A 23,897-nucleotide genomic window follows, 5' to 3' on the forward strand; every position below is an offset into this window, starting at 1 on the left:
CCGGGATACAACCTATGAGCCTATTGATTGTCGAAATTGCTGATAATTTTTTTCAAATACTCTATGCGAGACTGCAGATAAGGCGACAACGATCCTGTGCGGCTGGTGAGCTTGGCGATTTCTTCATAGACTTCCCTGGTTTTTTGCTGATCTTTTTTATTGATATGAATGCGGCACTGTATTAAAAGAGTTTGAACCAGGTCTTTCGTGTAAAGATCAGCCTGCTCTTTGGTCAGTTGCCTGCGGATAGACAGCGCTTCGTCGATAAATTTTTGCGCGGTATCCATGTCTCCATTGGTGATGTTGATATCGGCTATCCTGACGATGATGTCTGCTTTTTCGTTCTGCAGATCTGGGTTTAATTTCGTCTGGTTTTGCAGGATGGTATAAGCGTCCTGATAGGCATTGAGTGCCTCTTCCATATGCTTTTCTCGCTGTTCCAACTGCCCAAGAGAATAGATGCTGATAACAAGATTGGGCAATAATTCTGCATGCTTTTCTATCACCTTGCGGTAGAGGCTGCTTGCTTCCTTCAGCAGTGTTTTCGCCTGTTCATAGTTCTTGTCCTCGGCTGCAAGGATGCCTGAAGTTCTGAGTACCCATGCCAGAAGCGGATTGCGCGTGTCTGCTTGTTCGTCACTTTGTGCGCGTAAGAGTGGCAACAGCTCTGCATAGTTTTTGCGAAGCTCATCATTGCGCCCTTCTCTTAAATTAATGTCTGATAAACTGTAGAGTGCGACACTCAGTTGAATATTAATATCGGGATCATTTTTGACAAGCGTGCGGAATTGCGGAACCAGCTCTTCATAGATTTTTCTGGCCTCGGGTAGCCTGGATTGCAGCATGAAAAGTGCCGCCAGATTATGTCTTGCCTTGGCAAATTCGATCGAATGGGTAGTATTACTGGTGTTAACGCGACGGTATATGCCGATTGCCTCATTGAGCACTGCTTCTGCGCGTCGGTTATCTTGCTTTATGGTAAGAAGGCTTCCCATATCGCGCAGTGTTTTTGCCAGATTGAGGGCGTATAGTGGTGCATTTTTTAAAAACAAACGGCGGTATTCGTTGGCTGCCTCTTCATATAAAGTACGTGCCTCATCAAAGCGTTTTTTCTGATATTCAAGTTCAGCCAGATTAAGTATGACGTGCGCCAAAGAGGGCGAATATTTTTCAAGGTCTTGACTGGTCAGTTTGCGGTACAGGGGCAGTGCCTGGGTATAGGCAGCATAGGCTTGTTCGGTCTGGGTTTTCTTATCCGAGATATCCGCCAATTTGTTGTAAGCGAGTGCAAGATTATTGGTCAGCCCGGGATTTTTTTCCAGGTAAGGACGATACAGGCTGATGGCCTCTTCCAGCGCCTGCTTTGCCTGCGGTAGCTTGCGTTCTTCAATATAAACCAGGCTCATGGAAAGGCGCGTTCTTGCCAGGCTCATCGCATACGGGTCTGGTGCGGTGGCGGCCAGTTTGCGCAAGTAGCCTACAGCTTCTTCATATGCACTGATTGCCTTGTCAGCCTGCAACCATTGCCAATAAAAGTCGCCAAGATTGTTGAGTGAAGTTGACAATGCTGGCAAGGCCTGCGCGGGCTCTGTAGCCAGCTCTTGCCTGTAAATGCTGACGGCTTCTTCATAAGCTGCCTGTGCCTGCATCGGCTTGTTCTCTTTTTTGTTGAGCTCGGCAAAGCCTTCCAGTGTAATTGCGTACCCATGCAGGGACGCAGGGTTGCTTTTTACATTTTCCTTGTAAAGGGCGATGGATTCATCAAAAGCCTGGCGCGCTTCAAGGGTTCTATTCTCAAGTTTGTCGATGATGGCAATATTGCTCAGGGCTAAAGCAAGCCCTGCATTGAACCTGGGGTCTTTTAATGCCGCAAGGCGGTAAAAGCTGGTTGATTCTTCATACGATTTTTTTGCTTCTGCATACTTTTTATCAGTATGCTGGACAAAGCCCACATTAAGCAGCGCATTGGCCAGCTTGGGCGTGTAGGTCAGCGCATCTTTCTGGCTTAGCTGACGATAATTGGCGGCGGCCTCACCAAAGGTGCTGATTGCCTGCGGGTAGAGATTTTTCTGTTTGTAAATGCCAGCAAGTTCAATGAGCGAATAGGCAAAGAATGGCCGCGCCTCATTGGCGTAACTGGCAGGGATTTGCCGATAAACCTTGACCGCTTCTTCGTAGGATGTTTGCGCTTGCTCTCTCTTGTTTTCGATGGCATTCAAATCCCCCATGCTTCTGAGTGCATTGGCATAGGCATACTGGGCATGGGCGCTTTTCTTGTTGTCGGCCTGGTAGATGGCGATGGCTTCATCAAAAGCCAGCCGGGCTGCAGCGTACTTGCGGTCGGCCTTGTTGGCGACGCCCAGGTTGAACAGGCTGAGCGCCAATTCCGGTTTGAATTTTTCTTCTTTTAGGATGGCAAGACGGTAAAACGCAATGGATTCTTCAAGCATCTGCCTTGCTTCAGGTATTTTTTCCTCCTGATACTGAACCACGCCAGCATAAAAAAGCACACTGCCCAGCCTGGGTGTATAGGTATAGACATCTTGCAGCATCAACTGGCGGTAATTGGCGATGACTTCGCCATACACAGCCAGCGCTTGCGGGCGCAGGTTTTGCTCTTTGTAAAAATCTGCCAGGCTATGCAAGACCGCGGACAATTGCGGCAGGAAAGCATCACGGTTTTTTTCTGCTTGCAGGCGGCGGACGGTAACTGCTTTTTCAAAGTAGATACGCGCCTGTGGCCAGTTCTTTTCTGCCTGATACAGCAATGCCAGGTTGTTCAGCACCATATACAACTGTGCATGGTATGCGTCTGTTTTCTCTGCCTCTACCTTGTTACAGAGTTCCAGCGCTTCATCGTAGGCGACATGCGCTTCCTGGTAGCGGTTTTCCTTATGATAAATAACACCCTGCTGGATGATGACAGTGATCAACTGGGGCAGGTATTTACCGGGATTCTCTGCCGCCAGCTTGCGCAGGTCATTGGTCTGCACCTCACTTGCGGATAACTGCTTTTTAAGCTGTGGGCTGGTAACGTTGGCCTGTTTTTCAGTGGAAGCCAGGGCACTTGGGCTATACACGGCAGGCAGCACCAGGGCCAGGCAGAGCAGGGGGTGAAATTTAACCGGCATTATTTAGTAGATGGTGGAAAATGAACCAGCTTGTATTGTACTGGGGCGACGGCTAAAAAGCTTGGTTCAAAGCATTGCACTATGCATTGCCAAGAGTTTTTTTAGCCTTTTCCGGGGTTGCTAACTGACTTAAGAAAAATTTGGAGGATGCGCAAGGCTTGTGTAACATGCATCCTTGCGGGGCAAGGTGTACCTTAAGCCTACCTTTTTGCGGGTATGTGTCTCCTTTCCGGTTTTCTGTACCGCATTACTGCATGCAAACACAGCACGCATTCAAAACATGCGCATTTAAAACATGTTTTAACACATCTCGCAACGCGCCAGGCAGCTCATCAATTCGCGTTGCTTTTCAGTTTGCACATAGATCATTTTCCGCACGGGTTGTCCTGACCTGTGCATCACCATTTTTGTTGATGAGGTTTTCATTGAATATCTTGATTCAAGCGCACAGTCACGCCTGGTCATTTGCAGGGCTGGCCATTTATCTTACATTTCGCAGCCACTACACCAGTGCAAGAGGAGGGGACGTATGAATTTTTATCCCTTTCACCTGGGCGATTATGCGTCCCACACCCGCCACCTGAGCTTGCTGGAAGACCTGGCTTACCGCCGCATGCTGGATTTGTACTACACAACAGAAGCCGCCTTGCCAGCCGACCCTGAAAAAGTCGCGCGCTTGATAGGCATGCGCGAATATATGCATGAAGTGGCGGATGTCTTGTCTGACTTCTTTGTGATCTTAGATGCAGGTCATACCCATACCCGTTGTGAGGAAGAACTGGCTTTATACCGTGCCAAGGCCGACCGTGCCAAGTCGGCCAACAAGGCACGCTGGGGCGGTGCCAGGGCAGGCTTGGCCGCAAAGACAGATGAAGAATTTGAGCAAAGTGGCATAGGGAAAACACTTCATGCAAACCTTACCCCTCTGAAATCAGAAACAAGATCAGATGCGAAATTGCAAGCGGCACAGATCGCAACCAATAACCAAGAACCAGTTACCAGGAACGATAAACCAGTAAACAATCAGCCAATAAAAAAAATAAAACCAAAATCAAAATCAAAAGCTGCGGCCACGCCGCAGCAGTGCGATGAATATTTTGAATATGCATGGGAAGATTATCCCAAGACCTCTGCATGTAATAAAAACGCTGCTTACCAGGCCTGGAATGCCCGTCTTGCAGAAGGAGTTAGCCCGGTCCACATGTTTCACGGCGCCTCTTGTTATCGCTCGTTTGTTCAAGATAAGCAGGTGGAGTTGGATGCCGTGATGCATGTCAGCGTGTTCTTTGGTCCTGAAGAACATTATCTGAGAGACTGGGAGGAGCGACCCTTATGGAAGCATGAAGAAACTTATTTTGATGAAGAAGAATACTGATGCGTAAGTGCATCATGCACGCAAAAAAAACAGGCACAGAAATCGCTATGCTACCACCATCATTGAGGATGACATGATAAGAAACACCTACACAGGCAGGGATGGCTTGCCATATTTTTTTCCAGTTCTGGATGACGATCTCGGCATTGATCAAGCCGATTTTACAGATATGCCAGGTAGCGCCAGCAGTGCACAAACTGGCATGGCTGCATTCCAGGCAGATGAACGGACCGATAAGGAACAGGCAACTCCCTGGCCGCAGCCGGGTGCGCTAACACTGGCAGGCAGTATGAGCGTCGCGGATGATCCCTTGCTGTTGCGTACCAGACAGCAAGCGGATTTGCCATTCAATAGCTGGCAACGCAGTGAGATGCGAATTGACGATCAAGGGCCAGCAGCATGGGGCGAGCACGATGGGCAGGCAAAGTATCCTGCCATGCATGCCAATGAGGACGACCAGGGAGGAACGGCAGCAGCATACCCAGATGCTTTGGCCGATGTGCTGCAAAGACATAAGAAGCGCCTAGACTTGCCACCACCGGGACTCACCCGCGAACTGGAAGTGATCTGGTTGCAGCGCCAGGTATTCCAGAATGATCTGGGTCTGGATGTGAGCCGCTTGCCCAATGCAGATTATGTCGATTTTGCCAGGAAGGGCAGTAAATACTACTCGCAAGTTTCGCCTGAAGATTTAAGAAGAATCCAGGCGAATATTGCTGCGCATATTGCGAATAGTCCAGAACCCAGACCAAGCTCTATACGCGACTGGAAGGGGCCGCAGTTGCGCAATTTGCAAAACCTGAACATTGCTGATAACGTACTCTCTGCCAAGGCTGCACTGGAATGCATAGGTACTGTTCCTGATTGTGATCTGGCTGTCAAACAACTGAACCTGATCAATGGCAAAGACGGCAAATACGGCATGAATATTGATTTTCATCTCGCGCAAAAAGATGAGCCAGTGGCATTTAAAGTGAATGTCATGGATGACGATGCTTTTGGAAAAGAAGTTGCTAAGGACCCGACCCTGCCTGAAAATACAGGTGGATATTGGGATGGCAATGATCTGACGATGTACCTGCCCCGTAGTCGCAACTTCAATGTGACTGGGCACGAAGTCTTGCATGCCTTTGGACGCGGCCATGACAAATTCAAGTACATAGATCCTGCAATGCGACCCGGCATTATGTCTTACGCCTCAGACATTATCCGCTCGCCCAGACCTGTTGAGAGAGACTACAAAATACTTGTGGATAACTATCGCAACTATCCGCCCAGGCAAGAAGCACCCCGCAGCATCTGGGATTTTTGGAGAAAGTAATGCTACCCATCATTGTTTATGAAGTCCCCAATTTTTCCTGTGACATCGCACCGGTTGAACAAGTGTTGAGCACCAGGATCATGGCGCAGTCCAGCTTCAAGCTGGAAAATGGCATGACGCTGGTGCGCTGTCTTTCCAAGCCGGAAGCGTTTGTGGTCAGCAAACCTGCCAACATGCAAGGCAAGGCTTGCGTGTTTGATGAGGTGAGTCTCAAATGGGAAGACCGGGCCTGGCATTTTCAAGAAAGCAAAAGCAGGAAATATGCAGCCCGCATCAATAGCAAAGGGCAATGTCCTTCCCTGGATTATCGTGAGCAGTTTTACCCCGGCCAGCAATGGACAGAAATCTACCCGGACATAACGCTGGAAGCTTCCATGGAGATCAAGAACCTGGCAGAACTCAGCGGGATAGCTCTCTTGCGCAAGGCCGGTTTGCCACCGGAGCGTTATAGCCGCAATTCCGAAGATCAATCCAAGCTGCATATAGAGGCCGTACATGCGGTAGCCGCGGAGAAATGTCTGGACGACTGGGATCGCATCTGGCCCTTTAACAAGCCCGTGCAATGCTACCACGCGGTTCTGATCAGGGATTTTTCTTATGTCAAGTGGATGGCGTTTGCCAGATACCAGGATGGGACTATCCGTTTCAAGGGAACCAGCTACATCATCGCCTGACATAGTGGCGGCATGATTGCGCCCCCATAAGAGCGGCCACAGGTGCGAACCGCAAATTTGTAACCCGGCCCCCGCCGTTTGCCGCAATGCCCCTGTCAGCCAACAGAACTCTCGTGAAGAAAAAATCATAAAAATATGTAAAGAATATACAAGTAAAATTATCTTTTTGACATTGTTAATAAGTATACTTATGCCTCATGCTGTCAGTGCTTGTTGTTCAACTCAAGTTTGTCAATAATTGGGTTGATCAAGACGGACAAACGGTCGCGATGTGAACCACCAGGTTATAGCGCCCGCGGCTTTTATGTCCTTAGAGCGCGTATTCACTTGTTTGACATGGACGAATGGCTGTGCCATCTGCCCATTGCATCAATCGAGTGTCAATTGATCTGTCCACGGCAGCATTCCAAGGAAACCAATATGAGCTCAGCAGCATCCACACCGGCAAGTTTTATCCTGCAGTCTTACAATGCCTTCAATAATAATATTGCACAGTCGCCTAACAATATCCTCAATTTTCTGCAAGACTATCGGGGCAAGGTGATAGACCCGGAACAGATTAATGAGCAAACCAGCCAACAAGAATTTTCTTCGCAGACCGACAAGAGTAATTCATCGGTTGAAACAAAATCGAGCTTCGCTGTCTCCGTTGGTATAGAGGGCAGTTACAGTTTCTTCAGCGGTTCTGTGCAAGCTAACTACAACAAGGAAACTTACCAGTCATCTACCGCATTCAATTTTGGTTTTGGAGCCACACTTAGATGCGGCAGCGTTTATTTCAAACACAGCAGCGATGTGGAAGTGATCAAAAGCTATTTGACGAGTGAGTTGCTCGCAGACTTGCAAGGCATAAACTCTTTGGCGAGCGCAGCCAATTTCACCAATCATTACGGCACTCACCTCGTCCTGGGTGTCTACCTCGGTGGTGCACTGTATGTCAGCATAGCTGCCAATACCACCAGTGAAAGCAGCAAAACCAGTATGGACCTGGCAGTTACTGCACAGTATAAAAGCGTCGCTAGCGTAACGGCGACGGCAAAGGTCACCAGCAGCCTTGAGAGCACTTATAAAACTGACCAATATCATTCCGAGGTTAAAGCCATAGGCGGCAGCAGCGCTGTTGCCGCCAACATGGATGTTAATGACCCCAAAACCTATGCTGCCTGGGCTGAAACATGCACCGCCAGTACGGTATCAGGCGTCAGTCAGAGTAAGGAATTCTGGGAACTGGCAACCGCTGGCAGCACAGCGCAAAAATTCCTGCAGCTCTATGTGCAATTGAAAGTCTTGATGCAGAGTGTCAATTATCCATCCTACTTCTCCAGCACGATCAGTGTCCTGCCTCGCCAGGAAAACCTGGTAGAAGTCACCGTTGGCCAAGACTACAAAATCATATCTGGCGGTGTTTCGGTAACGACAGGCAGCCCCAACTATTTGTTGGGTTGCTACCCCAGCCTTGACCAAAACAATAACATCACAGGCTGGACAGCAGCTTCGCATGATCATAGTTTCCCTGCCGACCCTGGATCCCAGACATTGACATCCTATGCCGTTGCCATCTATGACCCAAGCAACTTGCTCAAGGTCAACCTCGCTAGCGCCAGCGGCACTAATCCAGGCATCGGGGGCGACACTGCCACGGCCATAATCGGTGACAACTTCATCCTGACAGGCGGCGGTGTAAAAGCCAACTGGACCGGAGGTGAATGCAAATTCCTGATGCAAAGTTACCCGAGCGGTGGTGCCAACACCAAATCCTGGACAGGCATGATACATGACTATGGAAGTGCAGCCAATAACGTGCCGCTGAAGGTATATGCAATTGGCGTGTATTCGGAATATCTGGACATCACATCGCAAATTACCAACCAGCCAATCTATAACGTCCAGCACGGCAATGCCGTGGCAAAAGCAGTCACTGCGATTGCAGGTGGTGGTGTCAGCGTCAGCGATGTCACAGGCATGGGTAACCTGGTCCAGAGTAATGCCCCTTCGTCTGCACAGACCTGGTCTGAATATAACTCCGACATGGAAGGCAATGTGTCACCGGGCACAGCCACTGCCTATGCAATCCAGTTGAGCGCCAAGCTGCGTGGTTAGACCCCTCATCACGCAAACTTTGCGTGAGTAAAGAATACCTCATGCACGCTGCTTTTGGTATGCATGAGGTATTGGTGGCTTGATATAGGCGGTGTATGTGTTAACGAATGACGCGCGATCTTGGTGGGACCGATTGATTTTGCGTTTAAGGGGGTAGGTAGATCGTCGTAGGTTGGACCGGGCCTCGCTAGGCTACGCTTCATCAGCCCAACACTGGGCCACTGCAAACGTATACGTTATTTAAACGCTGAGTGTTGGGCTGGTAAAGCGTAGCCCAACCTACGTAACTTTGTGTCCATAGTGAACCTCAATTAGCTATCTTGTTAACAGGATGCACGCGATATTATTTTGCAGTATCAGGAATCCAGCAGTGCTGAAACTGAGATATGGACAAGCTCTTTTCAAGTGCCGGCAGATATTTGTTCAGGCCAGTAGCAACGCTGATTTCGCTATCAGCGAAGGAGACAGCGCCATCAGAACATGGTGCCGTACTGTCGCCAGGGATGACCTTTTTACAGTAACTGAAACCTTGTACCATCTCTTGCATGGCTGGTGTCAAGTCTGCTTGTACTGCAGACAGTGAATCAGGGTAATGTCCTGTCCTTGATTTGAAATTTTCCAGTGCAGCGAGTACGGCAGAATAGGCTTCATGCGTTTTCTTGTAGAGCCTCAGGCTTGCCTGGCAGGGATTTCCCTGCTCGGCTTTTGCTTCGCCTAAAGAAACTGAGGAATAAACTACGGAACAGACTGCGGCAAAGTGATCATGGGCTTGCGCCAGCGCGCGCTGCTTTTCAAATTCTACAGCTTGCCAGTAGATATGCTCTGCCTGCTTGCTGAGACAGGTGAGCACTTCGCCTGGAACAGGTATGGCACTGATGCAGAAACCGAATAATGCGGTTTTCTGTATCACAACCAAAGTCTGGGCAGGTAATGGGAGAAGATTCTTTTTTCGCGGTGAACAGACCACCTCTTCGCCGCCACTATCTGGCAAGTTATAAACCAGGCTGCCTGCCTCGCTTCGGGCGATAGTCGTCGTCAATTCTTCCGCTGGAAGCAGGCTGTCAATCAGGAAGATACCTGCAACCAAAATAAGAAGGATTAGCAGAGCTTTCAGTCTGGAAGACATGGGCGTAGAGCGGTGAGATGAGTGGGACGAGTGGGGTGAGTGGGATGAGAAGTCGGAAGCTGATTCAAGGCTTCATTGACATGACAGATATGCCGGGCCACCGCCGTTACCATAGCCATTACTTCCCGCCCTGCAAAGTCTTCTTCAAGAACCCTACGGTCGCAGGCCATGCTATGGTCTGCGCTTGCCCGTCTTCTTTGGCATTACCACCCATGGCAAAAGGTGCGCTGTAGTCGTTGAGGCTATAGCCATCACCACCGACCAGGTGCCCGGCTTTGGGGAAGGACAGCAATTCAGTTTCCAGCCCGGCTGCCTTGCGGCTGGCGACGATGTTACTGGCCATCTCGGCAGAGGGCCACATCTGGTCGTCACCGCCAGCGATGAGCAATAGCTTGCCCTTGAAGTTTTCTACCGCGATGCGGGCAGCTTTGGCCCGTTCAGGGTAGGCTTTGCGGCCTTCTATGTAGATATGGGCCAGCACGGGCGGGGTAGTGGCAAAAGCTTTGTCCAGCCCGGCATTGGGGGTAAAGGGCAAAGTCTTGCCCTGGTAGCTGAAGCTGCCATGGCGGCCAGCTTCCAGCAGCCTGTCCATGGCAAAGCCTTCCCACACCAGGTCGCTGGGGGCGATGGCCACGACAGATTTAACCCACGGTAATATGCTGGCTGACAGCAGGGCCATTTCGGCTCCTTTTGAGCCGCCCATGAGGGCAATGCGCTTGCTGTCTATGTCGTCACGTTTGGCGAGGGTCTGGTACAAGGCATCCAGGCCATCAATGGGGATGTCGATAAAGTCTTTGGGCAAGCCCGGCACTTCTTGCCCGCGTGGGGTATTGGGAGAGTAGTAAGGGTAGCTGACGGTGGCAAAGCCACGCGCTGCCAGCTTGGGGCCAAAGCGGCGGCCTGCCGCATCACCACCCTCAGAGCCGCTCAGCAAGATCACCACCGGCAGTTTGCTGTCTTTGGGGGCATCGGTGGGCAGGTAGATTTTGGCGCCAGTGTGCCCAGTGATTGCTTCAGTCTTGATGCTGACGTTGGAACTACGCAGGGCAAATGTCATTTGCGCGAGGATTTTCTCACCTGAAACGGCGCTCAGACGTATCTCGGCTTTTTGCCATTCTGTGTCGACTTTGTTGCTGGTTTCCATGGACCAGAACAGACCCGCTGCATCTACGCCAGTATACCTGCCAGCTAGCGATGGGGTAGTGGCCAGCGCGATATTGCCTTGTGCATCGGCGCGCATTTCTGCATTTGACATATGGATGGGCGCATTGGGGGCAAAACGGCGCTCGGCAAAGATGTTGATCGTTTCGCCGGGCTGCAAGCCGCTGAGTGTGATGCCCAAAGGGTCACCCGACAGTGCAGGGTTGCTGGCCGCCATGCTGAATTTGGCCTTGGCTTGCTCTTGCGCGCCAACATGAGGGGCATTGAGCAAGAGCAGGGCTGGCAATAAAACCAGGCCGCATAAGGTTCTGGATAGCAGGGGCTGGGCATCGTTGCGAAGAGTCATGATGCGGTCTCCGGGATTGTTTTTTGAATAATAGACAGGACTATAACCAGACATGGCCGACCTGTGCAAGTTATTACAATCGGTAATCTACAGCGATTTTTACCACGACAGATGTTGTGAGAAAATAGGGGCATTCATCAAGCTAGCTACCTCAGCAATAATTCAATCATGTGCATCAATTACACCCCCACGCGCCAGGAGCGCATGGAACAATTCAAAGCCCGCAGCAAGGGCATGGCTGCATGGGGCGAAGAAGTATGGCAAGACTACGACGCCCCCATCGTCGTGCATGATGCTGAGGGCAATCGCCAGGCCTTGCTGGGTGCCTATAGCATGATACCCAAGTCCAGAATGCAGCCCGGCGTTAAACGATTCTCTACCATGAACGCGAGAGCAGAGACGCTGGGTTCATTGCGCAGCTATGCCCCATCCTGGCACAGCGGCAAACTCTGCCTGGTGCCCATGCAACACTTCTTTGAACCCAATTATGAAAGCGGCGAGGCCGAACGCTGGCGCATAGGCCTCATCGAAGAACCTGACTTTGCCGTCGCCGGTTTGTACAAGGAATGGCCGCAAGAAGATGGCAGCGTTAGCTATTCCTTCACCCAGATCACCATCAATGCGGACGATCATCCGCTCATGAACCGCTTCCACAAACCCGGCGAAGAAAAACGCTCGCTCGTCGTCGTGCCGCCTGAAGATTTTGACGACTGGTTATCCTGCCGCGACCCGGAATTCGCCCGCGCATTTTTACGACCTTATCCGGCAGATCGCATGTTTGCTGATTTTGCACCCAAGCCCAAGGTGGAGAAGATAGCAAAGATCATCAAGCCCAAAAAGCCGCAGATTATTGTGCCGACTAATCTGGATTTGTTTGATTGAAATCAGACAAGCGCTCATCTTCATACACATACAAAGCCAATCAGAAAAAGAAAAACATGTCCAAGTTAGATTTTTTACCTAAAGAATTAGAAACCTTCCCCCGAAAATCGGTAGCAATTGCCTATGAGGATGGCAGTCTGGCGCAGATCAATGACCTCATGCAATTGCCGACTGGCGAGCAGGTCCGAGTGGTCGATATGCTGGAAGACGATAATTCCAGGTGCTTGCTGATTGATGTCGGGGATTATTTTGATTATTTCTCCATCGGTGAAGATCAATTCAAGTTGATTCGCAGGGACGATTCCTTCGCTGAATACCCGTTGGCCGAAGAAGTTGCCAGGCATGCCAGACAGGGCGATTTTAATGCGATGTTCCATTTATATTCAATGATGGAATACGGTAATGGAATACAGAAAAATAGGGAAATCAGTCACCAGATAAAAAAGCAGGCGGCAAAGAGTGGACATGGGCCTTCCTACTATCATCTGGGCTCTTGGCAAAGCAATTTGAGTTTGAGACATACCTTGTATTTGTATGCGGCAGAAATTGGATATATACCAGCAATGCGAGCTGTGGCATGGCATTTCGAGATCGCAAGAGGTGTGGAGAAGGATGAACTCAATCAAAATTTCTGGCGCGCTCATGCTAACGGCATTTATAAAATGGGTGTCTCGTGGGAAGAAGTGCTGGATGCGCGTATTGCACAGTTGCGACTAGCACCCGAAGACTGTGACAGGGAGAGCATATTTAAGCGTGCGATGGAGATACTTATTTCCAAAGAGGACAAGAAAGATATTTTGCTGGCGATAGAATTGCTGGAAATGTCAGCCAGTGCCGGGTATGGCTCAGCACAAATGAAACTGGCTGAACTATATCTGCAAGGGCATCTGGTCAGGCAAAACAAAGAAGCAGCATCTTCCTTCTTTGCCAAAGTCGCTGAAAGTGACGACGGTGATGCAGTAGGCAAACTGGCACAAAGATATGCCGATGGAAAAGACGCAGAACAAAACAGCACTTATGCAATACAGCTTTGGCAGCGTGCCGCTGAGCTGGGTGACCGCGATGCGCAGTATGCACTGGGTAATCAATATCAGCAGGGTGAGCACCTTGAAAAGAATGTTGCGCTGGCCTTCAGTTTCTTTGAGTGTGCGGCAAAGCAAAAGCATCCTATGGCCCTGTTTAGCGCGGGACTTTGTCTGGAAAGTGGAACAGGTGCTGAGGTAGATATGGAAAAGGCCGCGGTCTTTTTTCAGGAGTCGGCCGATTTGAAGTGCACTCAGGCAATTTTGAAAATGGCTGAGCTATTTGAGGCTGGGAATGTTGTAGAGAACAATCCGGAAAAGGCGTTTTCGTTGTATAAAATTGCCGCCGATGTTTATCATATCGCTCAGGCGAAATTCAAAGTTGCTTACATGTATGAGCACGGAATCGGTGTCGCCCAGCAATACAAAGAGGCTGTTCTTTACTACGATAGTTGTTATCTACCTGAGTCATATTTTAGACTCGGTCTCATGCATAAAATGGGATTAGGTACGATGGAAAATCGTGAAACAGCGAGAGGTAATTTTGAGTGTGCCCTCCAGGCGGGACATGTGGAAGCCATGCATGAGCTAGAATTGCTTTCCATTCCAGCGGAATATGAAATTGAATCTGATCATGCTCACGTATTTTGGTGTATGTTTTACGATGTAGATCGTTACGAAGGTGACTCGCTTTGGGAAGATGTAATACTCAAAAAATGGGAGAGATTTAGAGATGCACGCCAGTATTTCTCAGAACAAAAAAATAGGAAATGTGCATATAAACCATGGCCCCCGACTACGTGGTTCGAATTGGATGCACTTTTTCATGCTGCGCGCACGAATGAGTCTCTCATATCCTTGCTACATCCGGAGAATCCACGCTATCGACGCACTAATCTCACTCTAGATAAATATATATCTCTGTTTGAGCATGTTGGTTTTGACATCCACTGGCCTACACAATTCCATCCATTTCATTGTGAAGTGGTGGAAGTAGAGCAGACAGAAGGTGGTGATATCGAAATTGTTGAGACTCTTTGGCCGGAAATCATGCTGGGCAATTTGATGTTTTCCCGCGCGGGAGTCCGCGTCCGAGCGCCCACGCATTTACTGACCAAGGGGATTGCTGATAGGCACTGTCTTTATTGGTGCTATGTCCGCGATTTGAGAACACGAAGCTGTCATGAGTCTGACAGTGACAGTATAGAATTTCGACGCGATTTTGATCTAGGCGATCGTTATGCGTATAACGTCGATGGTGGTTCGAAATTTGAAATTACGGATCTGACAAATCCATTTGAAGCTGACTTTGTGGATTCAGATTTGAGCGTTGAAGAGCGAATAAGTTTGTTGCGGTATCGTTGTGCTGTTAATGTGGAATACCCCAATTTTGAAACTTTCTGGCCATATGAAGATTATTATGAAGAAGTAAAATAAGCATCTTCATAGAAGCTCTGCATCACTACACCAATCCCCCCGCCAACCCCACAAACGCATCCACCAGTGGCGATACCTCACCCTTGCGCTGCGCCAGCAGCAGCGAGGTTGTCGCCCCCGCATCAGCAATAGGCCGGTAGCAAATGCCATCAAAATGTATCGTGTAGAACGATCCTGGCAAGATGGAGATGCCGCAGCCTGCGGCCACCAGGCCGATGATGGTGGAGGCGTCGTTGGCTTCTTGTGCGATTTTTGGGGCAAAGCCTGCGGCGTGGCAGAGCCGCAAGATGTGCGGGTAAATGCCGGTGCCTGCGCTGGGCGGGTACATGATGAAGGGTTCTTGTGCCAGGTCTTTCATCGGCACTTTTTTCTTTTTCGCCAGCACATGGGTACTTGGCAGCACGGCCACCAGCGGGTCTTCACGCAGCTTGCGAAAGCGCAGTGGTGAAGACACGCCGCGTGCCAGTTCGCCGCCTTCTGGCGGGCGTATGAAGCCGACATCGAGATGATGCTGGCTCAGTGCTTCGAGTTGCTTGTTGGTCGCCATCTCGCGCAATGTCAGTGTCACATCCGGGTATTGCTGGCGGTAGCTGTTGATGACGGCGGCAAACAGCGGTGTGAACGGGGTAGAGAAAGTAAAGCCTATGCGCAGCTCGCCCGTCTCGCCACGCTGGGCACGGCGGGCATTTTCGCTAGCTTGTTCGGACAGGGCCAGGATGTGTCGCGCATCCTGCAAAAACAGCTTGCCTGCTTCTGTCAGGCGCACCCAGCGCTTGCTGCGTTCAAACAATTGCGCACCGACATCGGCTTCCAGCATCTGTATGGCATGGCTGAGCGGTGGCTGGCCTATGTGCAGACGCTCTGCGGCACGGGTGAAGTGGAGCTCTTCGGCGACGGCGATGAAGTATTTGAGGTGGCGGAGTTCCATGGTATGTTTGGTTGGAGGTGGGGCGGGCGTAGGTTGGGCTAGGTGCGTAGGTTGGGCAAGGTGCGTAGGTTGGGCCGGGCCTCGCTAGGCTACGCTTCATCAGCCCAACACTCGGCTTTTCTATAACGTATACGTTTGTTGAGGCCCAGTGCGTAGGTTGGGCAACGCTTTATCTGCCCAACACTGGGCGTTTCTAAAACGTATACGTATTTGAAGGCCGAGTGTTGGGCTGATGAAACGTAGCCCAACCTACGAGGAGCTGCCTCTATTCGTTATCCAATCATCTAAAAAATGTATTACTAACACCTTAAATATATATTGGACGCTATAAAAGCGCAAATATAAGATGAAGCCTCCTTGATCGTCCAGCCCCGCCATCATGACCGTCGCCAGCACTACCCCGCCGCAGCAAATAAGCCAGCCAGCCCGTATCGCCGCAGGCACGCCAGCATTCAGGCATATCACTCGCGCCATGATCTTTGGTGGCTTTTCTACTTTTTCACTGTTGTACAGCATGCAACCGCTGATGCCTTCGCTGGCTTTGCAATTCAACCTGACACCGGCGCAAAGCAGCTGGGTCTTGTCGATTTCAACTTTGTCACTGGCGTTCTCTTTGCTCATCAGTAGCGCCATCAGTGAACGCATAGGCCGCAAGCCGATGATGGTGGCGGCGCTGGCACTGGCAGCCATTGCCACGGTGCTGTGTGCGCTGACGCAAGACTTTAGCCAGTTGCTGCTCTTGCGCGGCCTGCTGGGCTTTGCCCTGGGTGGCATGCCTGCGGTGGCGGTGGCATATATGGGCGAGGAGATCGAAGCCGCAGCCATGGGCACGGCTGTGGGCCTGTATATCGCAGGCAGCGCCATGGGTGGCATGATAGGGCGCTTGCTGTCGGCCCTGCTGAGTGATCACTTTGGCTGGCGTGCAGCCATGGCAGTGATCGGTGTCGCTGGCATCTATGCGGCATGGGAATTTTGGCGCAGCTTGCCGCTGGCGCGCAACTTCAAACCGGCAGCAAGGGTCTGGGGCAGCCTGCACCAGGGTTTGCGCCTGCATCTGGCAGATGGCGGCCTGTGCATGCTGTTTTGTCTGGCCTTCATGCTGACGGGCTGCTTTGTCAGTGTGTATAACTACATAGGCTACCGACTGCAGGGCACGCCGTTTGGCTTTAGTCAGAGTACAGCGGGGGCGATAGCCCTGCTGTATGTGCTGGGCATGGGCAGCTCGGTCTGGGTAGGGAGGTTGGTAGACCGCATAGGCCGCCGTGGTGTGCTGTGGGTAGTCTTGCTGGTGATGATGGTGGGTTTGTTGCTGAGTCTGTCTAATTCATTGTTTATCATGGTCCCTGGCGTGGCCTTGTTCACCTTTGGTTTCTTTGCTTCGCATTCCGTCGCCAGCAGCTGGGTGGCCCGCCGCGCGCAAGGGTACAAGGCGGTTGCTTCCGCGATCTACCTGTGCTTTTATTATCTGGGGTCCAGCCTTATCGGTTCTTTCACCGGCGTGGTCTGGGCCAGCCACGGCTGGGCTGGGGTAGTCATGCTGCTGGGTGGCATACTCAGCGTGGGCCTGGCGATTACGCTACGCCTGAGGACTTTGGTGCCTGTGGTGGCTGTCTGAGGTGGGTAGGGTGCGCCGTGCGCACCACATCTTTCCCTTAAGTTGCTGGAGTGGTGCGCATGGCGCACCCTACTCAATGAAGAGCTGAAATTGTCTTAGTTAGCCGGTAGCTTTGAAAAGCGAAAATCACAGTGGCTAGCACCGCCAGCCAGGGTTTGCGTTCTTTCCAAATGTATCCCCCGCGCTGCGTAGGCAACAAAATCCAGTCCGCAAATGTTAGGCAGGATTTCTTTGTCTCCATGGCAAGCGGCGAATTTGCAAAAGCCGCAGGCTTTGTAGTTAATGCCAAATTCAAAATTGTCGCCCGGGCCTGGTGCTACGAAGTCATACACAAAATCTTGCGGAAACTCTTGCTGGTGGTTTTCTGTCGCGCTTTGCGCAGCCTGCTCACGCAGCAAAGCCTGGTTCTCTGCTGACATGAATTGCTGCCCGGAGGCCATGCGTTCCGCTTCTGGCACACTGAGCAATTGCGCCTGGTAGGTTTCGCGCTCGATGTCGCCAATGACGGACAGCTCCACGCCATGTCGCCGTAGCACGCGGCTGATGGCCATAAAGCCCAGCAGGCGCATGAAGAAATCGCTCATGCGACTTGCTGCACCGCCGACATAGGGCATCTGGGTGAGCACGATGTCAAATTCATTCATCACCTCTTGCCTGATCGTCTCAATGTTGGACAGGTGTGCGCGCTCACGCAACATCGTTTCGGCAAGGCCGAGGCGATGGAGCATGGCTGCCTCCATTGCAGCGCGATGTGACTCGTAAGAAGGATGGGCGGTGGGATGGATGATCTCAGCCATTGGCTACCTCTCCTGGACAATTGGCATATTGCAAAAAATGTTCGTCTACGGTGCCTGTGTAAATCCGGCAGTATTGAGTTTTGATGTAGCTGGCTTAGAATAACAGCATTCAAGAAGCGCTGACAAAAGCTGGACATGAAATTAATTCATTGAGCACTTCACCAAGCATTTCACTAAGGAGCATCAGGCATGGCAAAGCGAACAGTCATCATCGCCGGGGCCACCGGCATGGTGGGGAGGGAAATTCTTGCTGGCCTGCTGGCAGACGACAGCGTGGCCGAAGTGCACAGCCTTGGCCGCAGGCCGCCCACGGTGCAGCATCCCAGGTTGAGGGCGCATGTCGTCAATTTCGCCAGTCTGCCGGTTTTACCGCAGGCGGATGAAGTGTATCTGGCGCTGGGCACGACCATCAAGGTCGCCGGGAGCCAGCAGGCTTTTCGAGCCCTTGATTATGATGCCAACCTGGCTGTTGCCAAGGCAGCGCAGGCTGCGGGCGTCAGGAAGCTGGGGCTGGTCAGCGCCATGGGGGCAGATGCCAATTCAAAGGTCTTCTATAACCGCGTCAAAGGAGAGCTGGAAGACGCGCTAGAAAAAATGCCGTTTGAAGGCATGGTCATCGCCCGTCCTTCCCTATTGGTCGGCGACCGTGAAGTGTTGGGGCAGCCGGAGCGGAGTGGTGAAAAGCTGGGGTTTGCGATCAGCAAGGTACTTGGATTTCTCATCCCCGCCAACTACCAGCCTATCGCGGCTACTGCTGTTGCCAGGGCTTTGTTGACGGCTGTCCCGCAGGCGCAAGGCAAAATCGTCTTGCTTTCTGGTGCCATGCATTGAGCTGGCCCATCGTTGCTTACCGTAACATGATTACTCATTAATTGGCTCTTTCCAATTGCTGCATCAGACCCAGCCTGTCTATCTGCACCCAGGCCTGGGCGATCTTGCCATCCATGATCCTGTAAATCACATTGCCCTGTTGCGTTACGGCCTTGCCAGTTGCTGTGAAACCGGCAAACGGCGCGCTGTGGGTGGCCGTGAAACTCCACCTGACAGCTACCCGGTCTGCAGCTCCAAACAAATCTTCAATCACAAAACGCACATCCGGGAAGGCTTTGCGCAAGCCTGCGATGTTGGCAGCAAATTCAGCCTGCCCGTGTTCACCCCGGTTGCTGCTAAAGTCCATGGCGATCATTTCTGGCACAAGATCAAGCTTGCCAGTGTTGAAGCAATCTTCATACAGGCGACGCACAAGTTGCAGGTTTTGTTCAGGATGGTTTACTGGTGTCATCTTTATTTCTCCAAAATTATACAGACTTGAATCTAGGTTAAGAGTAGTGTAAAACCTCAACTTAACTTAAGGTCAAGGAGAATTTGCATGGCAAGAATTAATCCGCAAGATATAGGCAAGCCCTTGGCTGTGGGCGAAGTGGCTGCGCGTAGTGGCGTGGCTGTGTCGGCTGTTCATTTCTATGAAGCCAAAGGGCTGATACACAGCCAGCGTAATGCCGGCAACCAGCGCCGCTATGCGCGTGATGTCTTGCGCCGCATCGCCGTCATCAAGGTGGCGCAACGCCTGGGCATCTCACTCGCATCCATCCATGCCGCCCTGGCAGAGCTGCCCGAAGGCCGCACACCCACCGTGGCAGACTGGGCCAGATTGTCTAAACGCTGGAAGACAGATCTTGATCAACGCATCAACCAGCTCATCGAGTTGCGCGAACAACTGGGTGACTGCATAGGCTGCGGCTGCCTGTCCATCAAGGCTTGCAAGCTGCGCAATCCACTCGATACTTTGTCAGAAGAGGGGGCGGGGGCGAGGTTGCTGGGTGTAGAGTAATTCGCCGCTTAAATGAGCGCTGTTGCTCATGAATGAGCCGAATGAGCCAGTGCCAAACTTATTCTCACCAATATACGATGGCAAGCTAGTCTGTTCTACATTTCCCGTGATACATTCAAGTATTGAAATATCATCGAAATAGACATGCATACTTTTGGAGTTACAGCATTATTGTCCGGGCTTGTTATCGCCTTTATCGCACAGTTGTATTTAACCGCGATGATTTTTAAAATTGAACCTGGAAAAGCTTTCGTCTCGCTCTTCATTCCCGGTTATATTTTTTTACTGGCAAAGCGCAATGGCTTGTATGGAAAATTTCTGATCTCCTATGTACTGGGACTGATCATTTTTGTCATTGGCGGTGTGATATTGAGTTAGCTTTTTTCTGCGGAGGGAGTGCAAATGATGGGGCAAGGCCGCTATTCAGGCACGGCTGCATCACCCTTGCGTGGCGTCAGCATTTTATCCCTCGTGATCTTTGCATTGACCCTGTTGACGACAACGGCACAAGCACGCCAGCAAGGCTGGGAACAAATCCTGGTCGCCAGTGCAGAATATTCAGTAACCACCCAAAAAGCCCTGGACGACGATTATCAAATTTCCAGTTATGAACAATGGGATCTTGATCAAGGCACGGGCGACCTGACATTTTCAGATAATGGTGTGCTCAAGCTAAGCGCCAAAATCCAGTTTGTCGGTTCTTATTCTGAACGCAGCAAGACCTGGTTATGGAGTTGGGGTAATTCCACTATTTCCCCAGCCTTGTTCAAGCGCATGGATGTGCTCAAGAGCCTGGGTGCAAAACACCACTTCAATAAACTGACCGAGCGCACCTGGCCAGCGCAATTAGCGGATGGATGGGAGATGGCGACAGTAGCAAATTACCTGCTGAAGACCAAAGGTATTTACCGCGTGCCGTTTGAGACTGGATTTGTGTTTTTGCTCATTACCGATATCAGGAAAGTGCCGCCAGAATAAATGCAAGCTGCTTGATATGGACTGACTTTACCATGTGCGCTGCCTGCCTCTCTCCGCATTCTTTCTTCTATTTGACCACCCGGTTGTTCCTGATCATGTCATACAAAAGCTGCGCTGCCGGTGACAGTCGGGCGGCCTTGCGTGCAAGCAGCACCAGGGTTCGGGAAATCACCGGGTCTTGCAATCTGATCACGCGCAGGCGGGGGTAGTTGGCTTTTTGCATGGCAAGATTGGGTACGATGGCCGCAGCAATACCCGCATCTACCAGGCCCAGGGCGGTGGAGTTGCGCTGTACTTCGTAGTGTATCTGCAAGCTCAGGCCAGTCTGCCCACCTTGGCCGCCATGCAGATTCTCTGCACCCAGGTAACCGTCAAGCAAGGCGCGATTGCCGCTTGCCTGTCCGGCAAAGATCAATGGGTGTGGCTGCAATTGTGCCCAGGATAAGCTCTTGCGTCTGGCCAGTGCATGGTCATCACGGCAGACCAGCACAAAGCGGTCTTCCAGCAAAGGTGTCGCGCTCAATTCAGGATGATTCGGGCCAGCCAGGTTGATGCCAAACTCGGCCTCGCGCCGCAACACGGCTTCGGCTACTCCGGCAGATGCATGGTCGAGTATCTTGATACGGTTGTCAGGGAATAGTGCGGAGTACTCACGGATGACTTGCGGCAGGTAACGCACACCCGCTGTCGGTATGCAGGCAATTGAGACATCTCCACGCAGGGCCTTGCCGGTTTCGCGTATTTCGGTCAGTGCTGCTGACAGCTCTTGCAGCAGGCGTCTGGCTTGCGGCAGAAAGTCTTGCCCCGTCCTGGTCAGCGCGATGGAACGTGTGGTTCTTTCCAGCAAGGTCACGCCAAGAAAAATTTCCAGATTGCGCAGCCGCTGGGTCACCGCCGTTTGCGTGATAAATAAGGCATCAGCCGCTTTGTTAAAACTGCCATGGTCGGCAATTGCCACAAAAGCCTGTACGCCGAGGATATCGATTTTCATAAGAAAAATGAATCAATCATCTAAATAAATTCATTGTACTTTTAATTGCCCAGGTAAGAAGATGTTCGTGCAGAAAATATTCTTTACCGTTTTGATGGGTGCCTCATGTTGAATCCGCCATTGCCCGCGCTTGCTGTTACTGAAACTACCAGCCTTTCAGCCTTACGACTTTTCCTGGTCTTTTCAAAAATAGCCATGACTGGCTTTGGTGGTGTCATGCCCTTTGCCTACCGGGCGCTGGTTGAACAATACCGCTGGCTCAGTGCAGAAGAATTCGCCCGCTATCTGGCGCTGAGCCAGGTCTTGCCCGGCCCCACTATCTGTAATGTTGCATTGATGATAGGCAAACGCTATGCCGGTATTACTGGTGCACTGGCTGCCATGGCAGGCCTGATCATTGCACCTTTTTTGCTGGTGATAGCCCTTGGCGTTGCCTATCAGCGCTTTGGCAAACTGGCCATGGTGCAGGATGCCCTGACTGGCATGACAGCAGTGGCAGCAGGCCTGGTGCTGGCAACTGCTATCAAGATGGCGATTTCGCTCTTTGGTAATCCCGGTAATACTGGCAAGACTGGTGAAGTTTATACGTCCGACAAAAACAAGCTGTTCAACTGCGTCAGCAGGCGTATCAGTTTGCAGGCGGTATTGATGGCTTTGGCCTTTGCCGGGTTGGCCCTGCTCAAGTTTCGCCTGATTGTGGTATTCGCACTGCTGGCCTTGCCGGGCAGTGTGGCCGCTTATTTTTTGAAAGATAAAAATGAATGACGAGTCCCCCATGCTGGACCTGTGCCTGCATCTGTCCATCCTGTCGATGATGGCAGTCGGCGGTGGGCTGGTGATGATGGCACCTGACATCAGCCATTTTGTCGTCACTGAAAAACATTTGGTCAGCAGCACCCAGTTCGCTTCTGCCTATGCCATCGCCCAGGCAGCACCCGGGCCCAATCTGTTATTCATCTCTTTGGTGGGTTGGCTGATTGCTGGCTGGACTGGTGCGATACTGACGACCCTCGCAGTGATCATCCCGTCAACCATATTGACACTGTCCGTCATCAGCCTGAAAACATCCAGTTTCAACAAGCGCCTGACAGCTGCTGTGCGGGATACCTTTGCTCCGATCTCGATAGGCTTCTTGCTGGCAACCGCCTGCCTGTTCACACAACTCGACACTGCCAGCTGGCGTACCGATGTCATTAGCTTGCTGACAGCCGTCATCGTCGTGCGCAGCAAGCTCAATCCCGTCATCTTGATTGCAGCGGGGGCAGCAGCAGGGATATTGCACCTTATCTAAGCTCAACCCAGGGGGATTACATCATGCCCGACGCTCACACCAGCCTGACCCTGCAAATGCTGGAATGGATACAGCAGCGACCGCATACTTATGCAGAAGTATTGGATGCATGGCATAGTACCTGTCCACGTCTGTGCATTTGGGAAGATGCTTGTGCCGACGGTTTTATCAGTTGCGAAGGTGGCGTGAACGGGCTGGTTACATTGTCGCAAAAGGGCAAGGACATGCTGATCTCTGCAACCAGAGAGAGGGATGTAGGTACGATTAGATTCTATGGTTCCCGTCAAGTTTTTATCGAGATGAGATGAGAATTAAAATCAACGCCGTTCTTGATCAAGCTAAAAGCAATTCGCAATATTTTACGGGCGATGATCATGATAGCGGCCGTTGAGGGCCAGCCAAGTTGCCGGTAATGTTGATACACAGGTGCCCAAACCTTTGATTTTGCTGCTGCCATGCCAGCGTTAAATAGCAAGCGGCGCCCTTCAGCAGGGCCTCGCTTGGACAACCTCCTGCGCCCACGTCTCTGGCCAGAGTCACTCGGACGTGGATCCATACCGACAAATGCAACGACAGCATCACTGTTTATGAAGCGAACGCGGTCAAACAGATTTGCCAGCCAGGAGCTGGTTAATAGCCCGACTCCTGCAATGGATTGCAGGCGACAGACTTGTTCTGCCCGGTGGGGAATATCCTTATTCAATGCGGCAATGTCCTGATCGATCTGCTTGAGTAATTCTGTAAAGCTATCTAAAAGCTTGACCGCCTTCACTTTTAGTGACGGCGCTCCATCACAGGTCAGGCGTAAAGCCGTCTTCAGAGAAACAATTTTAGCCCTGCGTTTAAGCAGCTCATCCATCGTGCGTTGCTCCGGCGTAGCCGGTTCATAAC

General features: G+C 51.2%; 22 protein-coding genes. 14 read left to right on the forward strand and 8 right to left on the reverse strand.

Translation table 11 applies throughout. The features are described 5' to 3' along the window. Positions 1-20: 20 nt before the first annotated feature. Entirely contained in the window at positions 21-3,131 is a 3,111-nt protein-coding gene (locus tag ACO0LD_RS19050) for a tetratricopeptide repeat protein (protein ID WP_423009665.1), read from the reverse strand. A 529-nt stretch (positions 3,132-3,660) separates the two neighbouring features. Here ACO0LD_RS19050 and ACO0LD_RS19055 point away from each other — a divergent pair. From ACO0LD_RS19055 to ACO0LD_RS19070, 4 genes are all read left to right on the forward strand, one after another. After that, positions 3,661-4,506, forward strand: a complete 846-nt coding sequence (locus ACO0LD_RS19055; protein WP_423009667.1) for a YdaU family protein — start codon at positions 3,661-3,663, stop codon at positions 4,504-4,506. Positions 4,507-4,579: 73 nt separating this feature from the next. Next, positions 4,580-5,827: a hypothetical protein gene (locus ACO0LD_RS19060; protein WP_423009669.1), complete on the forward strand. Its 1,248-nt coding sequence runs from the start codon at positions 4,580-4,582 to the stop codon at positions 5,825-5,827. Continuing rightward, positions 5,827-6,501 carry a hypothetical protein gene (locus ACO0LD_RS19065; protein ID WP_423009671.1) on the forward strand — a complete coding sequence of 225 codons (675 nt, stop codon included), beginning with the start codon at positions 5,827-5,829 and terminating at the stop codon, positions 6,499-6,501. Before ACO0LD_RS19060 ends, ACO0LD_RS19065 begins: the two co-directional genes overlap by 1 nt. A 420-nt stretch (positions 6,502-6,921) precedes the next feature. After that, on the forward strand, positions 6,922-8,601 hold the full coding sequence (locus tag ACO0LD_RS19070; RefSeq protein WP_423009673.1) for an MAC/perforin domain-containing protein: 1,680 nt from the start codon (positions 6,922-6,924) through the stop codon (positions 8,599-8,601). Positions 8,602-8,944: 343 nt separating this feature from the next. On the opposite strand, the gene ACO0LD_RS19075 is transcribed toward ACO0LD_RS19070, so the two are convergent. Together ACO0LD_RS19075 and ACO0LD_RS19080 are read right to left on the reverse strand one after the other, a co-directional pair. Continuing rightward, positions 8,945-9,727 carry a hypothetical protein gene (locus ACO0LD_RS19075; RefSeq protein ID WP_423009675.1) on the reverse strand — a complete coding sequence of 261 codons (783 nt, stop codon included), beginning with the start codon at positions 9,725-9,727 and terminating at the stop codon, positions 8,945-8,947. A gap of 118 nt (positions 9,728-9,845) precedes the next feature. Continuing rightward, positions 9,846-11,234, reverse strand: coding sequence for an acyl-CoA thioester hydrolase/BAAT C-terminal domain-containing protein (locus ACO0LD_RS19080; protein WP_423009677.1), 1,389 nt, complete (start codon positions 11,232-11,234; stop codon positions 9,846-9,848). A gap of 204 nt (positions 11,235-11,438) precedes the next feature. Here ACO0LD_RS19080 and ACO0LD_RS19085 point away from each other — a divergent pair, with 204 nt between their 5' ends. Both ACO0LD_RS19085 and ACO0LD_RS19090 read left to right on the forward strand, forming a co-directional pair. Further along, a complete protein-coding gene (locus ACO0LD_RS19085) occupies positions 11,439-12,116 on the forward strand; it encodes an SOS response-associated peptidase family protein (RefSeq protein ID WP_423009679.1) in 678 nt (225 codons plus the stop codon). A 56-nt stretch (positions 12,117-12,172) separates the two neighbouring features. Beyond that, positions 12,173-14,575 carry an SEL1-like repeat protein gene (locus ACO0LD_RS19090; RefSeq protein WP_423009681.1) on the forward strand — a complete coding sequence of 801 codons (2,403 nt, stop codon included), beginning with the start codon at positions 12,173-12,175 and terminating at the stop codon, positions 14,573-14,575. 25 nt (positions 14,576-14,600) lie between these two features. Here ACO0LD_RS19090 and ACO0LD_RS19095 read toward each other — a convergent pair whose 3' ends face one another. Further along, positions 14,601-15,503: a LysR family transcriptional regulator gene (locus ACO0LD_RS19095; protein WP_423009683.1), complete on the reverse strand. Its 903-nt coding sequence runs from the start codon at positions 15,501-15,503 to the stop codon at positions 14,601-14,603. A 379-nt stretch (positions 15,504-15,882) separates the two neighbouring features. On the opposite strand from ACO0LD_RS19095, the gene ACO0LD_RS19100 reads away from it, so the two are divergent. After that, complete coding sequence (locus tag ACO0LD_RS19100; protein WP_423009685.1) at positions 15,883-17,118, forward strand: MFS transporter; 1,236 nt, start codon at positions 15,883-15,885, stop codon at positions 17,116-17,118. Positions 17,119-17,213: 95 nt separating this feature from the next. Here ACO0LD_RS19100 and ACO0LD_RS19105 read toward each other — a convergent pair whose 3' ends face one another. Continuing rightward, positions 17,214-17,915, reverse strand: a complete 702-nt coding sequence (locus tag ACO0LD_RS19105) for an L-2-amino-thiazoline-4-carboxylic acid hydrolase (RefSeq protein WP_423009687.1) — start codon at positions 17,913-17,915, stop codon at positions 17,214-17,216. A 189-nt stretch (positions 17,916-18,104) separates the two neighbouring features. Between ACO0LD_RS19105 and ACO0LD_RS19110 the strand changes: the two genes are divergently transcribed. Continuing rightward, positions 18,105-18,746, forward strand: coding sequence for an NAD(P)H-binding protein (locus ACO0LD_RS19110; protein WP_423009689.1), 642 nt, complete (start codon positions 18,105-18,107; stop codon positions 18,744-18,746). A 37-nt stretch (positions 18,747-18,783) separates the two neighbouring features. Here the strand turns inward: ACO0LD_RS19110 and ACO0LD_RS19115 are convergent, their stop codons facing one another. Continuing rightward, a complete protein-coding gene (locus ACO0LD_RS19115) occupies positions 18,784-19,197 on the reverse strand; it encodes an ester cyclase (protein WP_423009691.1) in 414 nt (137 codons plus the stop codon). An 87-nt stretch (positions 19,198-19,284) separates the two neighbouring features. Here ACO0LD_RS19115 and soxR point away from each other — a divergent pair, with 87 nt between their 5' ends. From soxR to ACO0LD_RS19130, 3 genes are all read left to right on the forward strand, one after another. Next, complete coding sequence (gene soxR, locus ACO0LD_RS19120; protein WP_423009693.1) at positions 19,285-19,746, forward strand: redox-sensitive transcriptional activator SoxR; 462 nt, start codon at positions 19,285-19,287, stop codon at positions 19,744-19,746. A gap of 144 nt (positions 19,747-19,890) precedes the next feature. Next, positions 19,891-20,124, forward strand: coding sequence for a hypothetical protein (locus tag ACO0LD_RS19125; protein ID WP_423009695.1), 234 nt, complete (start codon positions 19,891-19,893; stop codon positions 20,122-20,124). A gap of 24 nt (positions 20,125-20,148) precedes the next feature. Further along, a complete protein-coding gene (locus ACO0LD_RS19130) occupies positions 20,149-20,724 on the forward strand; it encodes a DUF6882 domain-containing protein (protein WP_423009697.1) in 576 nt (191 codons plus the stop codon). 67 nt (positions 20,725-20,791) lie between these two features. Here ACO0LD_RS19130 and ACO0LD_RS19135 read toward each other — a convergent pair whose 3' ends face one another. Next, positions 20,792-21,715 (reverse strand): LysR family transcriptional regulator, encoded by a 924-nt coding sequence (locus ACO0LD_RS19135; RefSeq protein WP_423009699.1) that lies wholly within the window; start codon positions 21,713-21,715, stop codon positions 20,792-20,794. A gap of 105 nt (positions 21,716-21,820) precedes the next feature. Between ACO0LD_RS19135 and ACO0LD_RS19140 the strand changes: the two genes are divergently transcribed. Genes ACO0LD_RS19140 through ACO0LD_RS19150 form a run of 3 tightly spaced genes read left to right on the forward strand, consistent with a single transcriptional unit; the run spans position 21,821 to position 23,314 of the window. Then, positions 21,821-22,480: a chromate transporter gene (locus ACO0LD_RS19140; RefSeq protein WP_423009701.1), complete on the forward strand. Its 660-nt coding sequence runs from the start codon at positions 21,821-21,823 to the stop codon at positions 22,478-22,480. Next, complete coding sequence (locus tag ACO0LD_RS19145; RefSeq protein ID WP_423009703.1) at positions 22,473-23,006, forward strand: chromate transporter; 534 nt, start codon at positions 22,473-22,475, stop codon at positions 23,004-23,006. The genes ACO0LD_RS19140 and ACO0LD_RS19145 overlap by 8 nt, the downstream gene beginning before the upstream one ends. Before the next feature lie 23 nt (positions 23,007-23,029). Next, a complete protein-coding gene (locus tag ACO0LD_RS19150) occupies positions 23,030-23,314 on the forward strand; it encodes a hypothetical protein (protein ID WP_423009705.1) in 285 nt (94 codons plus the stop codon). On the opposite strand, the gene ACO0LD_RS19155 is transcribed toward ACO0LD_RS19150, so the two are convergent. Further along, the coding region (locus ACO0LD_RS19155; RefSeq protein WP_423009707.1) for a transposase at positions 23,290-23,897 on the reverse strand (608 nt) is incomplete at its 5' end. The genes ACO0LD_RS19150 and ACO0LD_RS19155 overlap by 25 nt on opposite strands.

It is taken from the genome of Undibacterium sp. Ji83W (assembly GCF_049340385.1).
Taxonomy (GTDB): Bacteria; Pseudomonadota; Gammaproteobacteria; order Burkholderiales; family Burkholderiaceae_D; genus Undibacterium.

What these genes read in the sequence shown, in the direction of transcription:
- ACO0LD_RS19050 (WP_423009665.1), bottom strand. Translation starts at nt 3,131, where the DNA reads ATGCCGGTTAAATTTCACCCCCTGCTCTGCCTGGCCCTGGTGCTGCCT.
- ACO0LD_RS19055 (WP_423009667.1), top strand. Translation starts at nt 3,661, where the DNA reads ATGAATTTTTATCCCTTTCACCTGGGCGATTATGCGTCCCACACCCGC.
- ACO0LD_RS19060 (WP_423009669.1), top strand. Translation starts at nt 4,580, where the DNA reads ATGATAAGAAACACCTACACAGGCAGGGATGGCTTGCCATATTTTTTT.
- ACO0LD_RS19065 (WP_423009671.1), top strand. Translation starts at nt 5,827, where the DNA reads ATGCTACCCATCATTGTTTATGAAGTCCCCAATTTTTCCTGTGACATC.
- ACO0LD_RS19070 (WP_423009673.1), top strand. Translation starts at nt 6,922, where the DNA reads ATGAGCTCAGCAGCATCCACACCGGCAAGTTTTATCCTGCAGTCTTAC.
- ACO0LD_RS19075 (WP_423009675.1), bottom strand. Translation starts at nt 9,727, where the DNA reads ATGTCTTCCAGACTGAAAGCTCTGCTAATCCTTCTTATTTTGGTTGCA.
- ACO0LD_RS19080 (WP_423009677.1), bottom strand. Translation starts at nt 11,234, where the DNA reads ATGACTCTTCGCAACGATGCCCAGCCCCTGCTATCCAGAACCTTATGC.
- ACO0LD_RS19085 (WP_423009679.1), top strand. Translation starts at nt 11,439, where the DNA reads ATGGAACAATTCAAAGCCCGCAGCAAGGGCATGGCTGCATGGGGCGAA.
- ACO0LD_RS19090 (WP_423009681.1), top strand. Translation starts at nt 12,173, where the DNA reads ATGTCCAAGTTAGATTTTTTACCTAAAGAATTAGAAACCTTCCCCCGA.
- ACO0LD_RS19095 (WP_423009683.1), bottom strand. Translation starts at nt 15,503, where the DNA reads ATGGAACTCCGCCACCTCAAATACTTCATCGCCGTCGCCGAAGAGCTC.
- ACO0LD_RS19100 (WP_423009685.1), top strand. Translation starts at nt 15,883, where the DNA reads ATGACCGTCGCCAGCACTACCCCGCCGCAGCAAATAAGCCAGCCAGCC.
- ACO0LD_RS19105 (WP_423009687.1), bottom strand. Translation starts at nt 17,915, where the DNA reads ATGGCTGAGATCATCCATCCCACCGCCCATCCTTCTTACGAGTCACAT.
- ACO0LD_RS19110 (WP_423009689.1), top strand. Translation starts at nt 18,105, where the DNA reads ATGGCAAAGCGAACAGTCATCATCGCCGGGGCCACCGGCATGGTGGGG.
- ACO0LD_RS19115 (WP_423009691.1), bottom strand. Translation starts at nt 19,197, where the DNA reads ATGACACCAGTAAACCATCCTGAACAAAACCTGCAACTTGTGCGTCGC.
- soxR (WP_423009693.1), top strand. Translation starts at nt 19,285, where the DNA reads ATGGCAAGAATTAATCCGCAAGATATAGGCAAGCCCTTGGCTGTGGGC.
- ACO0LD_RS19125 (WP_423009695.1), top strand. Translation starts at nt 19,891, where the DNA reads ATGCATACTTTTGGAGTTACAGCATTATTGTCCGGGCTTGTTATCGCC.
- ACO0LD_RS19130 (WP_423009697.1), top strand. Translation starts at nt 20,149, where the DNA reads ATGATGGGGCAAGGCCGCTATTCAGGCACGGCTGCATCACCCTTGCGT.
- ACO0LD_RS19135 (WP_423009699.1), bottom strand. Translation starts at nt 21,715, where the DNA reads ATGAAAATCGATATCCTCGGCGTACAGGCTTTTGTGGCAATTGCCGAC.
- ACO0LD_RS19140 (WP_423009701.1), top strand. Translation starts at nt 21,821, where the DNA reads ATGTTGAATCCGCCATTGCCCGCGCTTGCTGTTACTGAAACTACCAGC.
- ACO0LD_RS19145 (WP_423009703.1), top strand. Translation starts at nt 22,473, where the DNA reads ATGAATGACGAGTCCCCCATGCTGGACCTGTGCCTGCATCTGTCCATC.
- ACO0LD_RS19150 (WP_423009705.1), top strand. Translation starts at nt 23,030, where the DNA reads ATGCCCGACGCTCACACCAGCCTGACCCTGCAAATGCTGGAATGGATA.